General features: G+C 47.5%; 17 protein-coding genes and 1 pseudogene. 7 read left to right on the forward strand and 11 right to left on the reverse strand.

From position 1 onward, the window contains the following. The first annotated feature begins 72 nt into the window (after positions 1-72). Entirely contained in the window at positions 73-1104 is a 1032-nt protein-coding gene (locus MKX59_RS20130; RefSeq protein WP_023987826.1) for an aromatic ring-hydroxylating oxygenase subunit alpha, read from the forward strand. Here the strand turns inward: MKX59_RS20130 and MKX59_RS20135 are convergent. The 10 genes and pseudogenes from MKX59_RS20135 to MKX59_RS20180 all read right to left on the reverse strand — a co-directional run bounded on the left by MKX59_RS20135 (position 1091) and on the right by MKX59_RS20180 (position 11802). Continuing rightward, positions 1091-2272 carry a WD40 repeat domain-containing protein gene (locus tag MKX59_RS20135; protein ID WP_340858801.1) on the reverse strand — a complete coding sequence of 394 codons (1182 nt, stop codon included), beginning with the start codon at positions 2270-2272 and terminating at the stop codon, positions 1091-1093. The two genes, MKX59_RS20130 and MKX59_RS20135, sit on opposite strands and share 14 nt — an antisense overlap. 122 nt (positions 2273-2394) lie before the next feature. After that, entirely contained in the window at positions 2395-3978 is a 1584-nt protein-coding gene (locus MKX59_RS20140) for a sensor histidine kinase (RefSeq protein ID WP_028542940.1), read from the reverse strand. Beyond that, on the reverse strand, positions 3975-4661 hold the full coding sequence (locus tag MKX59_RS20145) for a response regulator transcription factor (protein WP_025723943.1): 687 nt from the start codon (positions 4659-4661) through the stop codon (positions 3975-3977). The genes MKX59_RS20140 and MKX59_RS20145 overlap by 4 nt, the downstream gene beginning before the upstream one ends. Positions 4662-4695: 34 nt before the next feature. After that, positions 4696-6231 carry a PucR family transcriptional regulator gene (locus tag MKX59_RS20150; RefSeq protein WP_028542942.1) on the reverse strand — a complete coding sequence of 512 codons (1536 nt, stop codon included), beginning with the start codon at positions 6229-6231 and terminating at the stop codon, positions 4696-4698. A 258-nt stretch (positions 6232-6489) separates the two neighbouring features. After that, a complete protein-coding gene (locus tag MKX59_RS20155; protein WP_028542943.1) occupies positions 6490-7116 on the reverse strand; it encodes an aspartate/glutamate racemase family protein in 627 nt (208 codons plus the stop codon). Positions 7117-7131: 15 nt separating this feature from the next. Then, positions 7132-8082 carry an aminopeptidase gene (locus MKX59_RS20160; RefSeq protein WP_028542944.1) on the reverse strand — a complete coding sequence of 317 codons (951 nt, stop codon included), beginning with the start codon at positions 8080-8082 and terminating at the stop codon, positions 7132-7134. 26 nt (positions 8083-8108) lie between these two features. Further along, on the reverse strand, positions 8109-8804 hold the full coding sequence (locus MKX59_RS20165; RefSeq protein WP_034095005.1) for an AroM family protein: 696 nt from the start codon (positions 8802-8804) through the stop codon (positions 8109-8111). A gap of 54 nt (positions 8805-8858) precedes the next feature. After that, positions 8859-9044: pseudogene (locus tag MKX59_RS20170) on the reverse strand (DUF1177 family protein); the annotation flags it as partial. Positions 9045-9116: 72 nt separating this feature from the next. After that, positions 9117-10184, reverse strand: coding sequence for a DUF917 domain-containing protein (locus MKX59_RS20175; RefSeq protein ID WP_076264327.1), 1068 nt, complete (start codon positions 10182-10184; stop codon positions 9117-9119). 10 nt (positions 10185-10194) lie between these two features. Then, positions 10195-11802, reverse strand: coding sequence for an OPT/YSL family transporter (locus tag MKX59_RS20180; protein ID WP_053325044.1), 1608 nt, complete (start codon positions 11800-11802; stop codon positions 10195-10197). A 306-nt stretch (positions 11803-12108) separates the two neighbouring features. Here MKX59_RS20180 and MKX59_RS20185 point away from each other — a divergent pair, with 306 nt between their 5' ends. The 6 genes from MKX59_RS20185 to MKX59_RS20210 all read left to right on the forward strand — a co-directional run bounded on the left by MKX59_RS20185 (position 12109) and on the right by MKX59_RS20210 (position 17587). Beyond that, positions 12109-12810: a response regulator transcription factor gene (locus tag MKX59_RS20185; RefSeq protein ID WP_023987818.1), complete on the forward strand. Its 702-nt coding sequence runs from the start codon at positions 12109-12111 to the stop codon at positions 12808-12810. Beyond that, complete coding sequence (locus MKX59_RS20190; protein ID WP_068940128.1) at positions 12807-14168, forward strand: sensor histidine kinase; 1362 nt, start codon at positions 12807-12809, stop codon at positions 14166-14168. The genes MKX59_RS20185 and MKX59_RS20190 overlap by 4 nt, the downstream gene beginning before the upstream one ends. 22 nt (positions 14169-14190) lie before the next feature. After that, positions 14191-14784 (forward strand): PepSY domain-containing protein, encoded by a 594-nt coding sequence (locus MKX59_RS20195; RefSeq protein WP_023987816.1) that lies wholly within the window; start codon positions 14191-14193, stop codon positions 14782-14784. A 119-nt stretch (positions 14785-14903) separates the two neighbouring features. Then, positions 14904-15455: a PepSY domain-containing protein gene (locus MKX59_RS20200; RefSeq protein ID WP_023987815.1), complete on the forward strand. Its 552-nt coding sequence runs from the start codon at positions 14904-14906 to the stop codon at positions 15453-15455. 206 nt (positions 15456-15661) lie between these two features. Then, positions 15662-16672 (forward strand): aminoglycoside phosphotransferase family protein, encoded by a 1011-nt coding sequence (locus tag MKX59_RS20205; protein WP_076264328.1) that lies wholly within the window; start codon positions 15662-15664, stop codon positions 16670-16672. Positions 16673-16690: 18 nt separating this feature from the next. Beyond that, on the forward strand, positions 16691-17587 hold the full coding sequence (locus tag MKX59_RS20210; protein WP_076264329.1) for an aminoglycoside phosphotransferase family protein: 897 nt from the start codon (positions 16691-16693) through the stop codon (positions 17585-17587). Positions 17588-17737: 150 nt separating this feature from the next. Here MKX59_RS20210 and MKX59_RS20215 read toward each other — a convergent pair whose 3' ends face one another. Continuing rightward, the gene (locus MKX59_RS20215; protein WP_023987812.1) at positions 17738-18760 is read right to left on the reverse strand and encodes a globin-coupled sensor protein; all 1023 of its coding nucleotides are present in this window, start codon (positions 18758-18760) and stop codon (positions 17738-17740) included. Positions 18761-19022: the final 262 nt, after the last annotated feature.

Consider the following 19022-nt stretch of genomic DNA (forward strand, 5'->3'; position numbering starts at 1 on the left):
GGTGTATTATACTAATATAATAAATGACCCACGGGTCATAATTGAGAAGCAGAACGAGGAGCGCTGATATAGATGAACACCCATCCCAGCTTTCGTGAAGTTCGTGAAAGTGACCAGCAGGTATTCCCGATTGCCTGGTACGCCGTTGGCTGGTCCAAGGAGCTAAAAAATAAACCGCTTAAAAAGCGATTGCTTGGCAAAGATTTTGTCCTGTACCGTGATGATCATCGTCAGGTACATGCCATCCATGCTTATTGCCCGCACCGAGGAGCTGATTTGTCGCTCGGCTATTGTCAAAACGGGCACATCACATGCCCATATCATGCATGGTCTTTCGATGAGAGTGGGCAGTGTGTGGATATTCCGGCACATCCGGGACGGGCTATTCCTGAGTTTGCTCATACCTATGCCTATCCCGTGATTGAAAAAGCCGGCCTGCTGTGGGTATATCCTCAGGCCGTTGGCTCAAAGTCTGAGATAAACTCAGGGTTGGGAACATCCACATCCCCCCCTCCTCTGGAGATTTTCCCCGAGCTGGAGGACCCCTCTCTCATTTTGTCTCCCTACGATTCCGTGTGGAAGGCACATCTGACGAGAGTTGTGGAGAGCGTGCTGGATGTCGCTCATTTGCCAATTGTCCATAACAAAACGATCGGTAAAAAATCCTCCACCGACATTCATATCGAGTTTGAAGCGGATGACAATCATATTCGAGTAAAAAACGGGAAAGGTTTATTACAATATACCTTTCCACAGCAATGGATTTTGACTCCCGCCAAGGAAGGACGCAGCAAGTTTATTAATTTCGTCACCTTCACTCCGATTGAGCAAGAGTTAACTGCCATCTACGGACTGGCTGGACGTAATTTTGCCAGATTTGTACCGGGTATGAGCCACATTTTTTCCAGATACAGTGGCAAGGTGCTGGAAGAGGATCGGGCTGTGGTGGAAAGCCAGCATCCGCGTCCAATCCCAGAAGCGCTGCGAATGGAGGCACACGTCCCCGCTGATGGACCTCAGGTTCGGTTTCGCAACCGCTGGTATGATTTCCTTGTCAACGATGAGCCTCGTGTACGACTGGGTCCAGAAACTACTTCCTCTTAAATTCGACGATGTAGCTTTGATTGAGCTGTTTTCCACCTTCCGAGATGTTCTGGTACATGGATAAAAACCGGGCGGATGGGCTCCATACCGTTGGGCTGTCATAGGATTGGATATCGGTCGTAACCGGAGTGGTTTTACCCGTGGACTGGTCAAACACATACAGCCCTCTCATGCCTTGCTGATCCTCATCATAAATGGAATAAGCAAGCTTGGACCCGTCGCTGGACCAGCTTCCACGACTCATTAAAGTGCCTTGACCGACGATTCCTTTCTCTTTGCCCTGTTCATCCAAAATGATCATACGGGCTGGTTCGGATGTATTCCATTTCCGTTTTTCAATGGCAATTGACTTACCATCAGGCGACACGGCAAAGGACATGGCCCCCTCTGCAATGGTCACAGCCTGAGGATGATTGAGGGTGAACCGATTCAGCACCGAATACCCTTGTTTATCACTGCCTGTATAAAATATGGCGTTACCCACTTTTTCGACATGAGACATCAATTCAGAGCGATTTGGATCTTGAAAACTCAATTCTTTAGCTTTTCCGTCCAGACCAATCAGCTGGATTTTACCATCCGGTGTGCCTGTAATGAGATCATTCTCATCGCTCCAGCTCACTTCGTTAGTCATATCCAGCTTGCCGATCGATGTAACCTTACCACTGCTTAGCTCCAAAATGTAGCCCTGAATATCATATTTGCTGCTGGTGCTACCTTCAGTAAAAAAGACATGGCGCTGATCCGGTGATACCACAGCAAGTAACTGTGGAGCCTTACGACCTGGTGTTAAAATCCGCTCCTTGTCTGTCTCTACATTATGAATCCACAGCTGGGTTTTACGCTCCACAATCAGCTCTTCGTCGCTCAGCCAAGACCTCGCGTAGACATCCCCCAGCCTGTCGATAGACGATACCACCAGCTCGTCCGTTACTTGCTGCTGGGCTGCATCCGTGTCAATCACAGTAAGCTGTTGCCCCGGTTTCATACCGGATGCTGGATTTGTCTCTCCTGCGCTCTTTATGCCGCAACCGCTGAACAATCCCCCGGCGATTAAGCCGGCCATGAGCACCCCCGTGGCTTTCTGTCTGAAAACTCTTGTACGGGAATCTTCGCGATGAGAGGAGCCGTTCTTTTGCCCATAGCTGCCTATGTTTTTCTTTATCATGTACAACGGCCTCCTTGTTAACGATACCCCCATTTTAATGCCCGAACATCTCATGAATACATCGGATTGTTTCCAAATTGTAAACAAGACACCATTTTAGCCCTGTGCTAACAGTTGGCCGTTTACAGGGAGCCATCGTGAACCAAGAGAGGGAGTCTAAGCGAAAATTCATTCCCACTTACATTTGTATGCCCGTTGTCATTTTCCAACCCACTATGATCTGAAGCTGTAAGCTGCAACTCTCCCCCCATGCGCTCCGCTAGTCTGCGCGCCAGAGGAAGACCGAGTCCCGTACCGCTGTCCTGACGAGATCGATCACGACTTAAGGTAGCAAACGGCTCAAAAATCATGTCCCATTGCTCCCTAGGAATCCATGGGCCGGAATTGCGTATACACACAATCACGGTGTCCTGTTCTACTCGATTCGATAACGTAATCCATCCACCGTCCCGATTGTACTTCACTGCATTATCCAGCAAATTCAGTACAATATGCATCAGATGCTTAGGGTCTCCCCACACCTGGGCAGGAACGGTATCTATCGAAAAATTCAGCCTACGCGCTGCCGCTTTTCCTCGAATACGGCTCCCTGCATCTTCCAGCAACGAATGCAGTTTCACAGCCTCTGTATGCAATTCAAAATCATATTTATCCAGCACAGATAGCCGCAGCGAGTCCTCGACAAGCTCGTACAACCGTTTTGTTTCCTTACTGATACTTTCTCTCGCTTCACGCACCAGTTCAGGATCATCCCCATACATATCCAGTAAATCAGCATAAGCCTGAATAGAGGTTAATGGAGTCTTTAGTTCATGACTGATATTTCCAATAAAAGATTTTTGCTGCTGCTCCAGCTCTCTCAAACGCTGAACCGCTTCTTCCAGCCGAAGCTTTTCGTTTTCCAGCGCGGTAATGCTCTCCCGAATCACATGACTCATCTGGAGCATTCCTTCATCCAGCCTTCCCAGCTCGTCCTGCCGCCGCAGCAGTCTGGCTTCTGGATAGTGCCCTGTCGATATCTGCTCGGAAGCGCGAGTCAGTCGTCCGATATCTCTCGTCTGGCGGCTGACATAGCCTAAGCCCAAAATAAAGCTCAATACCAGCACCGCACCCCCTGTCCATAGAAACAACTGGGCAATGGCCTGGTAGAACTGCTGCTGCGCTTCTGTTGAGCTATGAAGCTGTACCACTCCCAGTAAGCCGTCCGGACCTTGAAGCGGAGCCAAATAGGTGACTGCGCTACCTTCCGTAATATACGCAATTTTGCCTTGGAGCGCATAGGAAAGGGCCTGGCTGACATTTGTTCTAAAAGCCAGCGGTAGAGAATTGCCAACCTCATGCCCCTGACCATCATATAAAATAACGCGCATATTGCTGGATACGCCCAGTTCCACTGCGAGTTGGGGCGCCTGCTTCTTCATGAAGCCTTCCGGTGATTGGCGCACTCCCAACAGGTAAGACTGTTTTACACGCATTTCTACAATTTCGGCCTGGCGCTTTAAGCTGCGTTCCATTTGGTCTGTCTGGTTAGCGCGAATGCCAGTAAGCACGAGCCAGCTCAGCACACCGACAGTAAACAGCAGCAAAGCCGCCAGTACCAGGGGAAATTTCCAACGCAGGCTTAAGCCTACAGGTTTGCGTTTGCGCTTCTGTTGGTCGGTGGACCGCAAGCTTCCTTGCTGATGGAGTGAATGATGTTCGTTCACGTCATTTTCTCTGCCTTATAGCCGATACCATACACGGTCTGCAATATCGCCTGATGCGGCTCAAGCTTCTTGCGCAAGCGCTGGATATGAATATCCACCGTACGCGTTCCGCCCACATAATCGAAGCTCCATACCTGCTCTAGCAGCTCGTCCCGTGTATACACCCTCCCGGCATGAGACACCAACAGCGCCAGCACATCAAACTCCTTGGGGGTCAGATCCAGCGCTATGGCTCCAAGTTCAGCCGTTCGGCTGGACGGACGTACCCGTAATGGGCCGAGTACCATTTCTGTTCCTTCCGGGGCAGGCGCTCCTTCTCGCTCCAGTCTCCGTACCAATGCTTTAATACGAGCGAGCAGCTCCCTTAGGTCAAACGGTTTGCTCATAAAATCGTCCGCACCCAGCTCCAGCCCGAGTACCTTATCAACAATATCGTTTTTGGCCGTCAGCAGTAAAATACCGATGCCCTTCCGACTTTCCAAACGGCGGCACACCTCATATCCACCCAGTTTGGGCATCATCACATCCAGTATGAGCACATCCGGGTGGAACAAACGCACTTTTTCCAAGGCGTCCTCCCCATCAACAGCGGTTTCCACCAAAAAACCCTCTCGCTTTAACGCATAAGCCAGCGCATTCCGAATGCTTGCCTCATCGTCCGCTATCAGTATTTTTTTATCCATGTCCTGCCCTCCCTGCATTAAAAAAACGCTCCAGCTACCTATGTTCCCGCAAATAATAATGAATCAGACATGTATGACATATAAACTGCTCACGTGGATCGTTAAGATCAAAATCCGTCATGTCGCGTATCCGTTCCAATCTGTATTTTACTGAGTTACGATGTATAAAAAGATAATTGGCTGTATCTACCAGACTGCCCCTGTTTTCCAAATAATAAAATAACGTTTTGAGTAAGTCACTGCCATGTGAGCGATCATATTGCTGAAGTCTCCCCAGCTTGCGTTCAAACAAATTTGAAAATTCCTCTTTGTCCATCGCTTCTCCAAGCATATAGTGCATCTCTATATCGCTGTATTTGCATACACGTTTATCAGGATACAGCCGCTGGGCTACAGTAATGGCACGACGTGCTTCATTGTAGCTTTGCAGCAGCTCCCATAACTTTTTGGCACTTCCGATGCCTAAATAATAATCGGCGGTACCCCAGGCTTTTTCAGTTGACCAGTTTTTCAGCGTATCACTCCAGGACGTTTCCTGATCAGAGCCAGGTGCGTTCTGATGATCATTCGGCTGAAGAGTCGGCAGAAATAATATCGCACGATTTGAACGGAACTCAATATGAGACACCACACGCCGTCGGGTCGATTCCATACTCAATAACCCAGAAAGAATCTCTTCTGGCGGAGCCGTAGCACTTTCCAGTACAGCCACCTCCCAGTTATATTCCGGGTTGAATCCCAATTGACGACCTCTCCGCTCAACCTCATGCCGCACCGGCAACGGAGGTGTCATGAGCTCATCTATAAAATTCCCCCGTAGTCGGCTTTCCGTATCTTCTACTGCCTTTTCACGCATTAATTCTAACGCCATCACCAGCCGTGCCTGCTCAATACCAACCTGCTCCATATCATCCAGTTCATTGCGGGCAATGACCAACTTGGCGACTGTACGTTTATCCACACTAATTGGAAAATGACGAGCATCTTGTACCTTCGCCCAATCCCAATCTTGTGGTGAAGTGACAATGGCTTGACCACCATTATCAACCAAAGCAACCGGAGCTTTAAAAAGCTCTGCTATATTATCGCTTACAGCCTGTATGCCACTGTTCTCCAGCACCATCGTCGTTAACGTTCGATAGATTTCTTCCGAACGTCGCAGCAGCTCTGCCTGTCGGTTCAACACCATATCCATGACACGCTGCGTAATATCCGTATAGGGAATATCGGCTGGAATCTCAATCACAGGAAGGCCACAGGCATTGCTTTCTTCAAGCGCACTATGGGGAATTTCCGTGAGAAAGCGGGTAGGCTTGATCACAAGCGCCGCCGCCCCGCCCTGATGCAGTAATTGAATAATTTGACACAATACCTCAGGCTCATGACGGATCGAATAAGCCGTTGTCATTAATAATACACCTTCCCGGACCCAGCCTTTCAGGTCAGGGACTTCCATAATGTCAATAAACCGGACAACCCGGCTTAGCCCTTGTTCTCCGCTTAATACCTTCGCCTCCTTCAACACGGGTATTGCCATGAGCTCTTGAACTGTTACACCCGGTATTTTCATAAAGACAGACCACCCTGCTATTTATTTTGCAAAATCCTTAGTTCATCTAATTTTCAGGATAGTGTACCAAAAAAGTGTACAAAACAAAACCTTTTACCGCTTGGTCAAATCTATCCACACCAGCCCATTCCTATCTTTAGGAGCTCAATGGAACATAAATAAACCGCCCTTTTCTGGAAAAGGCGGTTTATTTTAATATTCAACTATTTATAATGAAGTTTAAGAACTATCCTGCTTGTACCCCACACGAAGTGTCTGCTAGCGTACCGAAACAGCTGCACCCAACGCCACAATCGGGTCAATAGCCCGAATCCCTAGTGTACGCTCCAGCTCTGGCGCAAAGTTCATTGTTACAAAACCTGTACAGGCAAGTACAATTACCTCAGCCCCCTTCTCCTGAAGCCGTAACGCTGCTGCCATAGCTGCCTCTTTACCTTGTGGAGTGTTCAAGTCCAGTGTCGTCTGCACACCTATGGGACGCTCTGTACCGATATAGGAATCGCCCAAAATGCGGCGAATCAGCGGCGGAGCCTCCTCCAAAATGGTCAACACGCCTACACGGCTGGCCGATGTCAGAGCCAAGAGTGCCGCACAGGACCCCGCCCCGTATACAGGTACAGATACAGCCTGACGAGTTTCCTCTAGCGCTGGATCAGCCGCGCAGCTAATACCGATAGACGTACAGCCTTGTTCAACGAGTTGTTGCGCCGCGAGCACAATTTTAGGCACCGCTTCCCGGTCTGTGATATCATCGTAGATCCCTTTCGGCTGATCGGGAATACATACACTGGTGACAGGTAGCCCGTAGCGCTGCTCAATGACCCGGCCGTGAAGGTCGATAGCTGCTTTGTCCTGCATGGTAAGCACTCTGATCATTCCAAGCATGATAACTTCCTCCCTTTATCGCTCTAGCAACTGACCAGCCTTCATAATCAGACGATCATCCAGATATACATCCGGTTTTTGTACGACTCCGTCAATATGTACACCCGCAGCGACAGTTCCCCCAAAGGTATTATTGCTGCCAAAAGCGACATGAATCGTGCCATATACTTTCTCGTCCTCTAACACAACACCTGTAATGCGGGCTTTATCATTCGTTCCAATACCAAATTCGGCCAGCATTCTACCATCGCCTTCGCCGAGCATATCCAACAGGGACTGTCCGGCTTCCCCTTCTGCCGCGATTAATCTTCCATTTTGCACCGTCAGCAGCAGCGGCTCTTTTAAGGCACCGATTCCCGCTACAGAACCGTCCACCACAATCTGACCCTGTGCCGTTCCTTCCAGCGGAGCAATATACGCTTCACCGGAAGGCAGGTTCCCCGATTCGCCGGGATTCAAATACATACCTGTGCTGGGAACACCGTTGCGCCCTTCTATGGTAAAGTTCAGACTATATCCATCCTTTTCAATCCGTACCTGCTTGGCAGCAGTCAGCAATGCGGTCACCTCTTCGGTCAGCGCCTTGACCTTCGGATAATCAGCAGCAATTGCTCCATTCATGAACATATCGTCTGTCATGCCAGGCATGGTCGCCAGGCGTGCTCCAGCAGCTGCGGCTTGCTTACGGGCACTTGTATGTGTCAGCGAATACCGGGTGACACATACAACAACGTTGGAGCGAAGCATGGCTTCGGCAACAGGGGCTGGAGGCTCCTCGCCCGATTTGGAACGAACCTTCATCGTCAAAATAGCTGCTTCTGCCCCCAGTGCCTTGCCAGCTTCATATATGGACTCGCCCAATTCTTTTTTATCATCGTCGGTTACGACCAGAAGCGTCTCTCCAGCGGTAAGTCCCAAACATTTTTGCAATACATTTTTACTGATTTCAATACGTTGTTGACTCATAGTTCTTACCTCCAATTTTTAGCTCCTTACACCATTTCCGATACCAGTTTGCCAATCAAGGCATTGGACAATACAACGGGAACCCCTGAGTAATGCGCCGCTAGTTCTCTATGCGTTTCCGTATAGCCCATGCAATCCAGTACGATCAGATCGGCTTGATTCTTGAACTGTCCTGCTGCTCGGCGAAATTCTTCCTCACTGCCACTGTAAGGCGAGGCCGCCGCAAACTCTGGATTCAATCCATAAGGGCTGAATTTAAGCTTGAGGTTGTTCTTCTGTTCTTCGAGCGGTCCAATGAGACCCAACCTTCTTCCGCTGGACATGGCCTTTAGTACAGGAGGAAGCACATGATCTGGCTCAATTAGAAAAGCGCTTCGGGTATGCAACCCAGGAAACACACCGGTACAGAGTAACAAAATAGTACGTATGCCCTGCTCCTCCAAACGTGTGATTTTGTCCTGGAGCAGTGGCTGGATTTTTTCGCGTGAAATGACCACCGACTCCCCGGTCGTCAAGCGCGAGGTTAATACATATTCTCCCGGTGACGGTGATAGATGCTGTTGTATATAGTCCAATGAGAGCCCATCTAGCGCACCAGCCTGTACCAGCTCTGCCCGTCCTTCCAATGCCCTTTCTACGATAGGGGCCACATCTGACCGGGGGGCTTGCCCAATCGTAATCATCCCAAGCTTATGCATTTTGAATCCCTGCTTTCGCTTCATTTTATTTTACGCTCCTGGCGACAAAGGGCAAGCTCGCGGTCTGCCCTTTGTGCATCAGCCGCGGCTTTCAGCACTACCTGCTGTTTGAAGTATTTTCATGGAGCCGTACAATTCGGTGATTTTGAAAAATTCGAGCGAATCATAAGAACTACACGTCCCATTCGTAAATTCCTTGGCAGTCTCAATTGAAAATCTCACGGCAGTGGCAATATCAATCTCATGACTCGCTCTCCGTTCACATAGGCGCTATCCAGCGCTTCGAATACAGTCAATGTTTGTTGAAGTGCCATAGTTGCGTTCCTCCCGCTCATTTCATAAATAGGACAGTATGGGTTTATGGATAATTTCCTCAATCGGCTGCAACAATTTTCTGTTAAACATAGTCGTACTTAACAGGAGCTGTTCCTTTCGTACTGCAATGATTGCCAGGCGTTGCCCTTGGACTACAGCAGCTGTGATAACAGGTCTTCCTGTGTCCATATCCAATGTCATGATCAGGTCTGGAAATGTTGCTAGCCGTTCACCATCAAGCTCCAGGGACATATACTCATTCCAAAAAGTCATTTCGTAGGTCCGACCGCTATCCGCTATACGAACCACCCCCGCGTCAAACCCTCCTGATGTTTCGAGCCTACACTCCGTGACCTCACCAGCAGCGATAACCTTGCCGCCCAGTTCCGCAGTCACAGCAGCAATTGCAGCTTCGCCCTGATGTGCCAGCATCGCTTCTCCGACAGCGATTGCCCGGGAAATGGCTCCCGGGGCGCCATTAGCTTTCGCATAAGCAGCTGTCACCGGATTCCGCGCGACCGCTACCAATCCTCCAGCTTCCACCGAGGTTTTACGAACTAACGAAGCTACATGATCTAAGGAGCCTGTAATGCCTACCTCCATATAGTGCTCTCCGCTTCCACCTACCGCAGCCTGATGGCTAACGTAATTCGGCAACTCAGTCAAGTTCATTGACCCCATCGTTCCTGTGGGATGCGCACGGCCATTACATGCAAAATCCACAACCGGGAGCCCAGTCAAGGCCGATTGAAACCAGCCATTAATGGTTGTTTCACCACCATTTTCATTCGTGTGTAAAGCCCGAACAACCTTTCCTGTCATCGAAGACACCATTTCCAGCGCTTTTACATAATGAACGGGCTTTACATATTTATCCGGCGCAGCCGGGGCACCGACGACAGCCACAGTGACAAAGAGATCGTCGTCTGCAAAACTGTCTATAGGCACCAGCAGCGGCTGTCCTGCTTCCAGGGCCAGCTTTCCGATTCGCAGCCCTTCCTCAACCCAGCCTCCGCCTCCACCGCCCAAGACAGCACCGCCATAAACGGCATATTCAACAATTCTTTCATCCAGTTTCAAAGCGTCCATCTGTATCATCTCACTTTTTTAGTTTAAATACCGAGTTAAAGAAGTTGTAGAGTGCATCTCCTGCAATAAAACCAGCAGCCAGAATCGTCATGGAAGCCACGGCCTCCTGTTTTGCAAAACGAGTTACGAGAAAACGGATTGCTATACCGACCAGCACGGCCCAGCATGCATTTGCTGTGGCAATCAGCAGCCCCGTTGCGAACATGACACCCAATTGGCGTTTAGAGCCACCGATGAGCTGGAGAATTGCCCCGGGAATCGCCCATAGCAAAAGCTGATTTGCAACACCCGGTGTTGCCCCGGCCTGAATTGTGGACACATACACCTTATCAATCGGCGGAACCAGATTTTGTGCAAAATAACTCGGGTAAGCCAGTGCCACGGTCACCAGTGCAACTGCAAAAGCAATCAGAGCCGTTATATACTGCTGCCTTCTTCCTTCCCTTTCCAGCTCTTTATCTTTACCATTGCCGCGCAGGATATAGCCTGTTTTCAAATCGAAGCCCATATCAGCAAAAGCAGGACCAGTAGCTGCGCTAAATCCAGCCAGCAATGCCAGTGCCACAGGTGGAAAACCAATCATCATTCCGCCAAGCAAAGTAATAAAAGCGACCGCAAAGGCAGGAAACCAACCGGAATGCATAGCCGCAATGCCGACGATAATTTCATGCACAAACGCGGCAAAGGCCGCAAATACAATAAAGCCGATCAACATACCTATCGACATGTGCGTAACCAATCCACCGATAATGGCAATCAGCAGTGAAATGACCAGATAAGCGATAAACCCGAGTCCAAGCGTACGACGGGCTTCTGCAATCGGGCGGGTGTATTCTGCATCCGAAGCTTTTTCCGAACGTGTAGCGGTGTCGCCCTTTTTCTTGCCGGAAACTCCGAACACGAGTATAGCAGCCTGAACTAACGCCACAATGCCCGCCCCGATCATCACGCCATGAGCAATGTAGAGCGCATTAACGTCAATCTGAAACAGTGGCATGGAATACTGGCGAATCAATAGACCGACCCCAAACATACCAAGTGCCCAGATATTGCCGATAAACGCAACCCCAAACGCAGACATTGGAATACTCAGATAGGAGCCTACTACCCCGATGAGTGCCCCAATACCCAGCAAGCCGGCACGTTTACCGCCTTTATCTCCAGCTTTAATGGATTCTGCCGTTGCAACACCTGGTGCCCAGGTACCTGAGGCAGGAAACAGCTTGGAATCAAAGATTTTATAAAGTATCGTTGCATCTGCAAACATAGCTAACGCCGCTCCCAGCAGCATCGGTACAATCAAATCAGGCGTACCCATGAGATAAGGGATTCCAATTGGAATGAGCAGGCTGTTGGCCGCCCCGAAAGTAGCAGAGGAAATCGCAGTTTGTACCAAATTTTGACGATGAACAGATTTATAGCGCAAAAACCAGTTGATTGGAATACGTGCAATCAGCATCGCGACTAACGCTCCAATGATGGCCGTATTCGGGGTCACGCCAAGACTGGTGACGATCTGCATCCCGATAATCGCTCCCAGAATGCTCGTAGCCACAATCAGAATAAATGCAAAAGGCTCAAATGTTTTCGGATGACGCTTTTCTTGTTCGTTTTCCATATGACCCTCCTGTGACTAGAAATGATGTATTTCGGTTCTGGTGAATAGTTTTAACTTATGTTACTGCAACTTTCCTCACATAGACAATGTTCGTCCTGACCAAAACAAAGGCTTGTTTGTTGTGCATAAAGGATAAAAAAACAAAATCATAGCGCCACCATTACATTTTATTCCTTTTTAATGTCAAGAAATATAACGCAGCATAAACATCTCTTCCCTCACTGCCCTGCGCTTTGAAGTGCCTTACCTGTCCGTATATGCTAAAATACTTCCGTATCGGCTATTCGCCTACAGGAGGGCATGATCATGAAACAATCTATTTTGATCGTAGAAGACGAAGAAAAGATTGCCCGGCTTCTAGAGATCGAACTTCAATTTGAAGGCTATCAAGTATGTAAAGAAAAAAACGGAATTGATGGGCTGGAGACGTATTGCAAAGGCAATTGGGATCTAGTGTTGCTGGATATTATGATTCCCGGTCTCAATGGCATCGAGCTACTTCGTAGGATTCGTAAGCATGATGCGAACGTTCCTGTCATTTTGCTGACGGCTAAAAGTTCCATTGCAGATAAGGTCGAGGGACTCGATTTGGGAGCCAATGATTATGTTACCAAACCATTTGTGATCGAAGAGTTGCTTGCACGTGTACGGGCCGCACTCAGAGTGGGTGCAACGAAAGACATGGCTCCACAAGGGGTAGATAAATGGCTTAGTGCCGGGGATTTACGTCTCCATGAAGGTACTCGTGAAGTTCTTCGAGGAGAGCACAACATTGAGCTTACACCGCGAGAGTTTGACTTGCTCGTTCATTTACTCAGACACCAGCGGCAGGTACTTAGCCGTGAACAATTACTGGAAAATGTATGGGGCATAGATTATATGGGCGATACCAATGTGGTCGATGTGTATATTCGCTACGTGCGCAATAAAATCGACCCTACGCGCCAGCTCCCTGAGCTGATCCATACTGTACGCGGAATTGGTTATGTACTGAAGGAATCTTTATGAAGCTACAAAACAAAATCCATACGTACACCTCGTTATTATTCGCGGTCTTACTTGTAGCCATTAATTTTTCGATCTATTTCCTATTCAGCCAATTTTCGATAGACAATCGAAAAGACCAGGTAGAGGCCGCAGCAGAGAACATAGTTCGTGGGATTCAACGTGCTCCGGTATCCGTAGCCGCTGAGGATCTTCTCCGAGCCTATGTACCGCTGGATGGCATGCTTCGGCTGATGAAACCAGAAGGTGACTTTCTTCCCCCTATCACCTCTTCTTCCGAGCAATCTCTTAGCTTGATGAAGGGCGTTTTTGATGAAACACGGCAGGTTCGCATGATTACCTATGAAAGCAATCGTTACATTCTTGTATCGCTCCCCATGATTTGGACCAATGGCGAGGTTGTCAATCTCCAGGTGACCGAAAGTCTGCAACCGACGATGCAGACGCTACAGGTACTCAGAATTGTACTTGTGGCTGTCACTGGAATTGCGCTCATTCCTGTTGTGGTGTCGGGAAGGCTGCTCGGCAGACTGATCACACGTCCAATTACATCTATGATTAGCACGATGAAAGAAATTCAGCGCAGCGGGAAATTTAAACGCCTTCCGCTCAATTCATCATCACGCGACGAACTGGTCGAAATGGGAGAAACATTTAATGACATGATTGAACTGCTGGAGCGGAATTTCGTCAGGCAAGAACAATTTGTATCTAATGCGTCCCATGAATTGAAGACACCGCTCACCATTATTGAAAGTTATGCCAGCCTGCTCAAACGGCGGGGGTTGCAGCATCCCAACATTTTCGCCGAATCCGTTGAAGCGATTCATTCCGAGGCGATCCGAATGAAGGACATGGCAGAGCAGCTTCTTCTGTTGGCCAGAAACGAAGAACAATGGAATGTCGTGCTGGAGCCTGTACACCTGACCAGAATAGCGACAGAATTAAAAGCTACATTTGAAAATGCGTTCGCCCGACAAATTCAACTGGATGTACAGACAGACTGCATTGGCTATACCGATGAAAATAAGCTGAAGCAGCTGCTATTTATCTTTTTGGATAATGCACGCAAATACAGTGACGAGCCGATACACCTGATGATTGATACGGTGGGCGGTACAGCTCAACCTTGCATAAGAATCACAGATCAAGGAATTGGAATCCCGGAAGAAAAGTTATCTAAAGTATTCGACCGCTTCTATCGTGTGGATGAAGCCAGAAGCCGCGAGGAAGGTGGGGCTGGGCTAGGCTTATCATTGGCTACAGGAATTGCACAAGCTATACATGCTCAAATTGGGCTAGAAAGTGTAGAGGGGAGCGGAACAACTGCAACGATCATCCTCCCTACCGTTCCAAAATAATAAGCCAAAGGAGGGAATAACGATGAAAGCCATCTATGTGTGGATGATTGGGGGTACGCTGGCGGCTGTATTGATTACAATTTGTCTTTTACAGTGGCCTTGGGCACGGTCGTTAGCAGCTTCTCCATTGGAAGAAAAAGCCGTCATCCAATCCGTTTTGCATCAGTATCCCGGCGAGGTGCTCGAATCCCAACGCTTGGGTGATTTTTATCTGATCAGGCTGGAACGCGCCAAAGGGAAGTACGATATAAAAGCCAATGCCTATGACGGTGTCATCGACTCCATTAAGCGGACACAGGCTTATACAGATGCGAAGCAGGAGCCCCAAGATCACAAACCCGGTACCTCACCAACCAGAGACACATCGAATCCAGCTAATAAACCTGACCCGGTTTCTCTCGTTATTACAGAGAAAGAAGCAGCCAAGCTTGCTGCCAAAGCAGTTAACGGAACATCCGATGATATTGAGCTTCATCGCAACGACAAAGGCCTCTACTATCTGGTTGAGGTTGAGGTAAAAGATGGGCGTGAAGCAGTAGTACAGGTCAATGCAGTATCGGGCTCTATCGACTCTATAACGTGGGAAAAAGAAAAACAGGAGCACAACGAATCATGACGACTTGATGATCATCTCAGCTCATGTTTTCTCATAGTTTTCTCATGATTCTATTATGTTCCTCTCATGTTCAAGAGATAAGCTGTATTCATGCTTATAGCACAAGGAGGAATTATGTAATGAAAAAAAACTATACATTAGGAATTATGGCAGCCACGGTTCTGCTTGGAGTTACAGTTACGGGTGTCTCAGCGAATGCCGTATGGGCCGCTAAACCTACGGGCCTTATTGGAGCGACCGCCGCTGCCAACATTGCCAAGAAGGCTGTGGGGAATAATGCACAAGTTGAAGATGTCGAACTGGAGCGCAAGAACGGAAAAGTCTACTATGAGGTGGATCTCCAGCAAGGGGATAAAGATTGGGATATAGATGTTGATGCTTATACTGGGAAAACCATCCGTTCCCATTCTGAGCTTGATCATGACTCGAATGACGAGTCCTCCCTTAACAAGCCAAATCACATCACCCTGACTGAAAAACAGGCTGGACAAATTGCGCTTAAGCACGTACCCGGGAGTACCCTTTTGTCTTCTAAATTGGATAAGGAAGATGGACAGTTCATCTACGAGGTAAAGGTACTCACCAACGAAGGAACCGTTGAGCTTGAAATCCATGCATCATCTGGCGCAATCGTGGATACAGACGAAGATGATGATGACAACGAATATTAATCACCCAGGTCATAATCAGGGTAACTAAATACAGAGCTAATTAAAACGGAGCAGCGAACTTTCGCTGCTCCGTTTTTTTGACCAATGTGACATAGGAAAAGAACGAAGATGGCTTCATAAAACTGCACCTATTATTTCTTCATGAATAGACTGATAACTAACAGAGGATTACCTTTTTCTTCAATCCAAAGTCAAGTGAGGTTCTTATGGCGAAATCCTATACTAAAGCACAGATTCGCAAAATCACCCGTCGTTTCGGCCTGATCCCGTTAAAATCAAGCTTAGTCTCATCATTATACCGAAAAAATGCAGTGATCCAGGTGAAAACGAAAAAGGGAACTTATGCATTAAAGCCCTTTAGTCGTACAAAGATGGTCCGTTCAAATACGATTCAACAGATGGAACGAGCTGCGAGTCATATAAGGCTTTTGAAAAAGAGAAAGTATACCTACATGCCCGCATGGCTCCCCACTCATTCCGGCAAGTTATGGACTCTACATCAAGGAACGCCATTTTATGTAAGTCAGTGGATCAAAGGACGGGGACTGGAAACCGCTGAAGATTTCGAAAAACTGGGGCGGGCACTTGCCACACTTCACGCCACCTCCACCGGCTTGCATCGGATGGATAAAGGAAAGTCCCCTCCGACCATTCAACAATTGCGGATATGGAAAAACCAGGATCGTCTTTTTCAAAGAAAAATGATAAAAAACAGTCGCCATGATAAAACGTACCGCAACTGGTACAATGCTCACGGCGAAAACTGCAAACGTTTATCCAGGCGAGCATGGAAGGATTTGCAGGATGCATCCATCATAAGGCTGCTTCGGATGGAACATCGGCATCCCTCCTTGATACACAGTGATATCACTACCCCAAATGTCATTATTTCGGATGACGGTCATCTCAAAATCATTGATTGGGATCGGGCTAAAATCGGCTCAATCTATGCTGATTTGGCAAAGGCCCTTATGAATACGACTCAATTCAATCCTGAATTTGTGCAATCCTTGCTGAAGGGATACCAAAAGCGTAAACCACTAAGCCGTACTGAACGGAAGATTGTTACAGCTTTATATAAACTACCACGAGAAGCCTGGCATGCTTCCCGACACCCGAATCGTTCAAGAGATCGTGAAATCCTGGACAATTGGGATCAGTCGTGGCCTCTTCGATTACAAATCATCCATATTTTGCAAGAGTGGGCTCATGTATAAAAGAAAGTGAGGATCAAAATGTCGATTTTATCGAACGTTGAGCAGATGTACGGAATCAAAATTCAGCGTACCCGTCAAATGAAGGACATTCACAAGATTGAGACCGCTAATACGACTTATTGCTTAAAACCCTACAAATTTCCGGAAGAAGAGATCCGTTTTATTACACGTGTCTTGTCCTACTTGGATGAGCGCGGGTTTACACGCAGCCAAAAGGTCTATCCAACAGTACAACAAACGGCTTACATGACCTATGAAGGTGTTTCGTATACATTAACCAATTGGGTTCATGGACTCAGACCAGAATTCACAAAAAGAATAGACTTCAAAAAGGGAATTGCTACTTTAGCCAAATTCCATTCCAGTGCCGTTAGCTTTCCTATCACTGAAGCTCCGCCATCCAGAATCCGTTATGAAGGCTTGAGCGATGAAATATCTGGATACAAAAAACGCCTCATCCCATACAGAGGCACAGCACATCTCGTAGCTCTTTGTGAAGAAGTGTCCCATCGCCTACAGCAGCCCAAAGTTAGAGAAGCTATTGCTCAGGAGCAAAAAGCCGCCGCATTTATACACGGCGACTATAATTATCCCAATCTGATTAAAGACAAACAGCTCAAAATCCATTTGATCGACTTTGAAAATTGCTCCCTACATGTAAGGATGAAAGATCTCTCCCATCTTCTTCATCGGAATTGTCTTTGGAATGGGACAAAGATGCTGCGCGCGATAGATTACTATCAACGATATCGTCCATTGAGCACCCATGATTTGCATCTGCTTCACGCACTATTGATCTCTCCCTATCATGTAGTCCGCAATATCAGAATAGGCGGCTTCCGTTCTGCCAAGCGAGTCATTCCGTCGTTCGTGCATTTGAACAAATACCGACGTGAACTTAGATCGTTATTATAATCTGTCAGCTTGGAACTAAACAAAAAAAAAAAAAAAAAACAGACCCGCTGAAAAGGTCTGTTTTTTTGTGTTCTGACAACAACTACAGGAAAAGCGCATGCCGCTAAAGCCAATCGACTTGCTGCCCCCATAGTACATTCAAGCCACATCTTACACCTGCAGCATTTCCGAGGAGTGCTGCAGCATTTCCAATTCCTTCACCATGTTTTCGATCAGCTTTGTGAACGAAGCCAATTCCTCTGAGCTGGAAGCCTGTTGCCGGGCACTGGCTGTTGTGGCAGCTGTTTCGGATTGTACACTGTCAAGCATACGGGCAATATCCAGCACCTTGCGCTGAATTTGCTCCTGTGCTTGCTTCGAATTAGATGCAAGCTTTCGCACCTCCTGTGCCACAATTTGAAACCCGCGCCCTGCTTCCTGCGCATGGGCAGCCTCAATCGCCGCATTCAGTCCCAGCAGATGAGTCTGATCGGACAGTTCCCGGATCGTACCGCTCATCTGCTCAATATGCTTAATCTCGTCACTCAAATGCTGTACCAATTCCTCTGTATGTTCCTGCGAAGAAGCAGTGTTGCAGGCACTCTCCGCGATATTATCCGTATTTTCCCTAAGCTCAGCAATCATCCCGGTCAAATTTTGCGCAATTCGGGACACAACGGTCAGCACCTGCGTTTGTTCGTCGGCCAGCTCGTTGATTTGTTCCTTTTCCTTTTCCTGATAAGCTTCCAGTACAAGCTGGGAATCCAGGTTGAACATTTTGGAAAGAGCATGCACAATAAAAAACCAGTCCTCTATCCCCGAACGCTTTAAAATGTCCACTGCAATATCAAGATAAGCAATGTACGTGCCCAAATAATAATCGGAAGACAATCCGATTCGGGAATGTACCTGCCCCACAAAAAGACGGTGTTCGATAAACGGATCATCTATTTTTCCATCTGCGAGAGAAAGCCAGTATTCACGTTGTGTTTGTTTTAGTCGTTCAATATTCGACCATTTGGAAATAATCGACATGAGATGCGGAACCTTTTCTACATGCTCATAAAACCGATCGACCACCTCATTCACAATAGATTGGAATAGTCCCTGATAATGATGTAATAAAGCCAAATCATCATCAGTAATACCAATATATTGTATCTGTTTTAATCTACTCTCCGCGACATGAATCATAAGTTCCTCCAAATAATAGTTTACATATATTTTACATTACCATATTTATCGGCAACTTTTTAGAAAATGTTAAAAAAGTAGAAGATTGATTATGGTTTTTTTCATAGCAATTTCAGAAAATACATAATCACAACTGCCTGATAATACAAAAAAAGAATCCGACAGCACCTGTAATCCCCTGTGCTTGCCGAATTCCCTCTACGAAACACGTTGATCGGATACCTCACAACCGTGTGGCACCATCCAGATCAACCCATGGTTT

The sequence above is a fragment of the Paenibacillus sp. FSL R7-0340 genome, assembly GCF_038002205.1.
GTDB classification, from domain to species: domain Bacteria; phylum Bacillota; class Bacilli; order Paenibacillales; family Paenibacillaceae; genus Paenibacillus; species Paenibacillus polymyxa_B.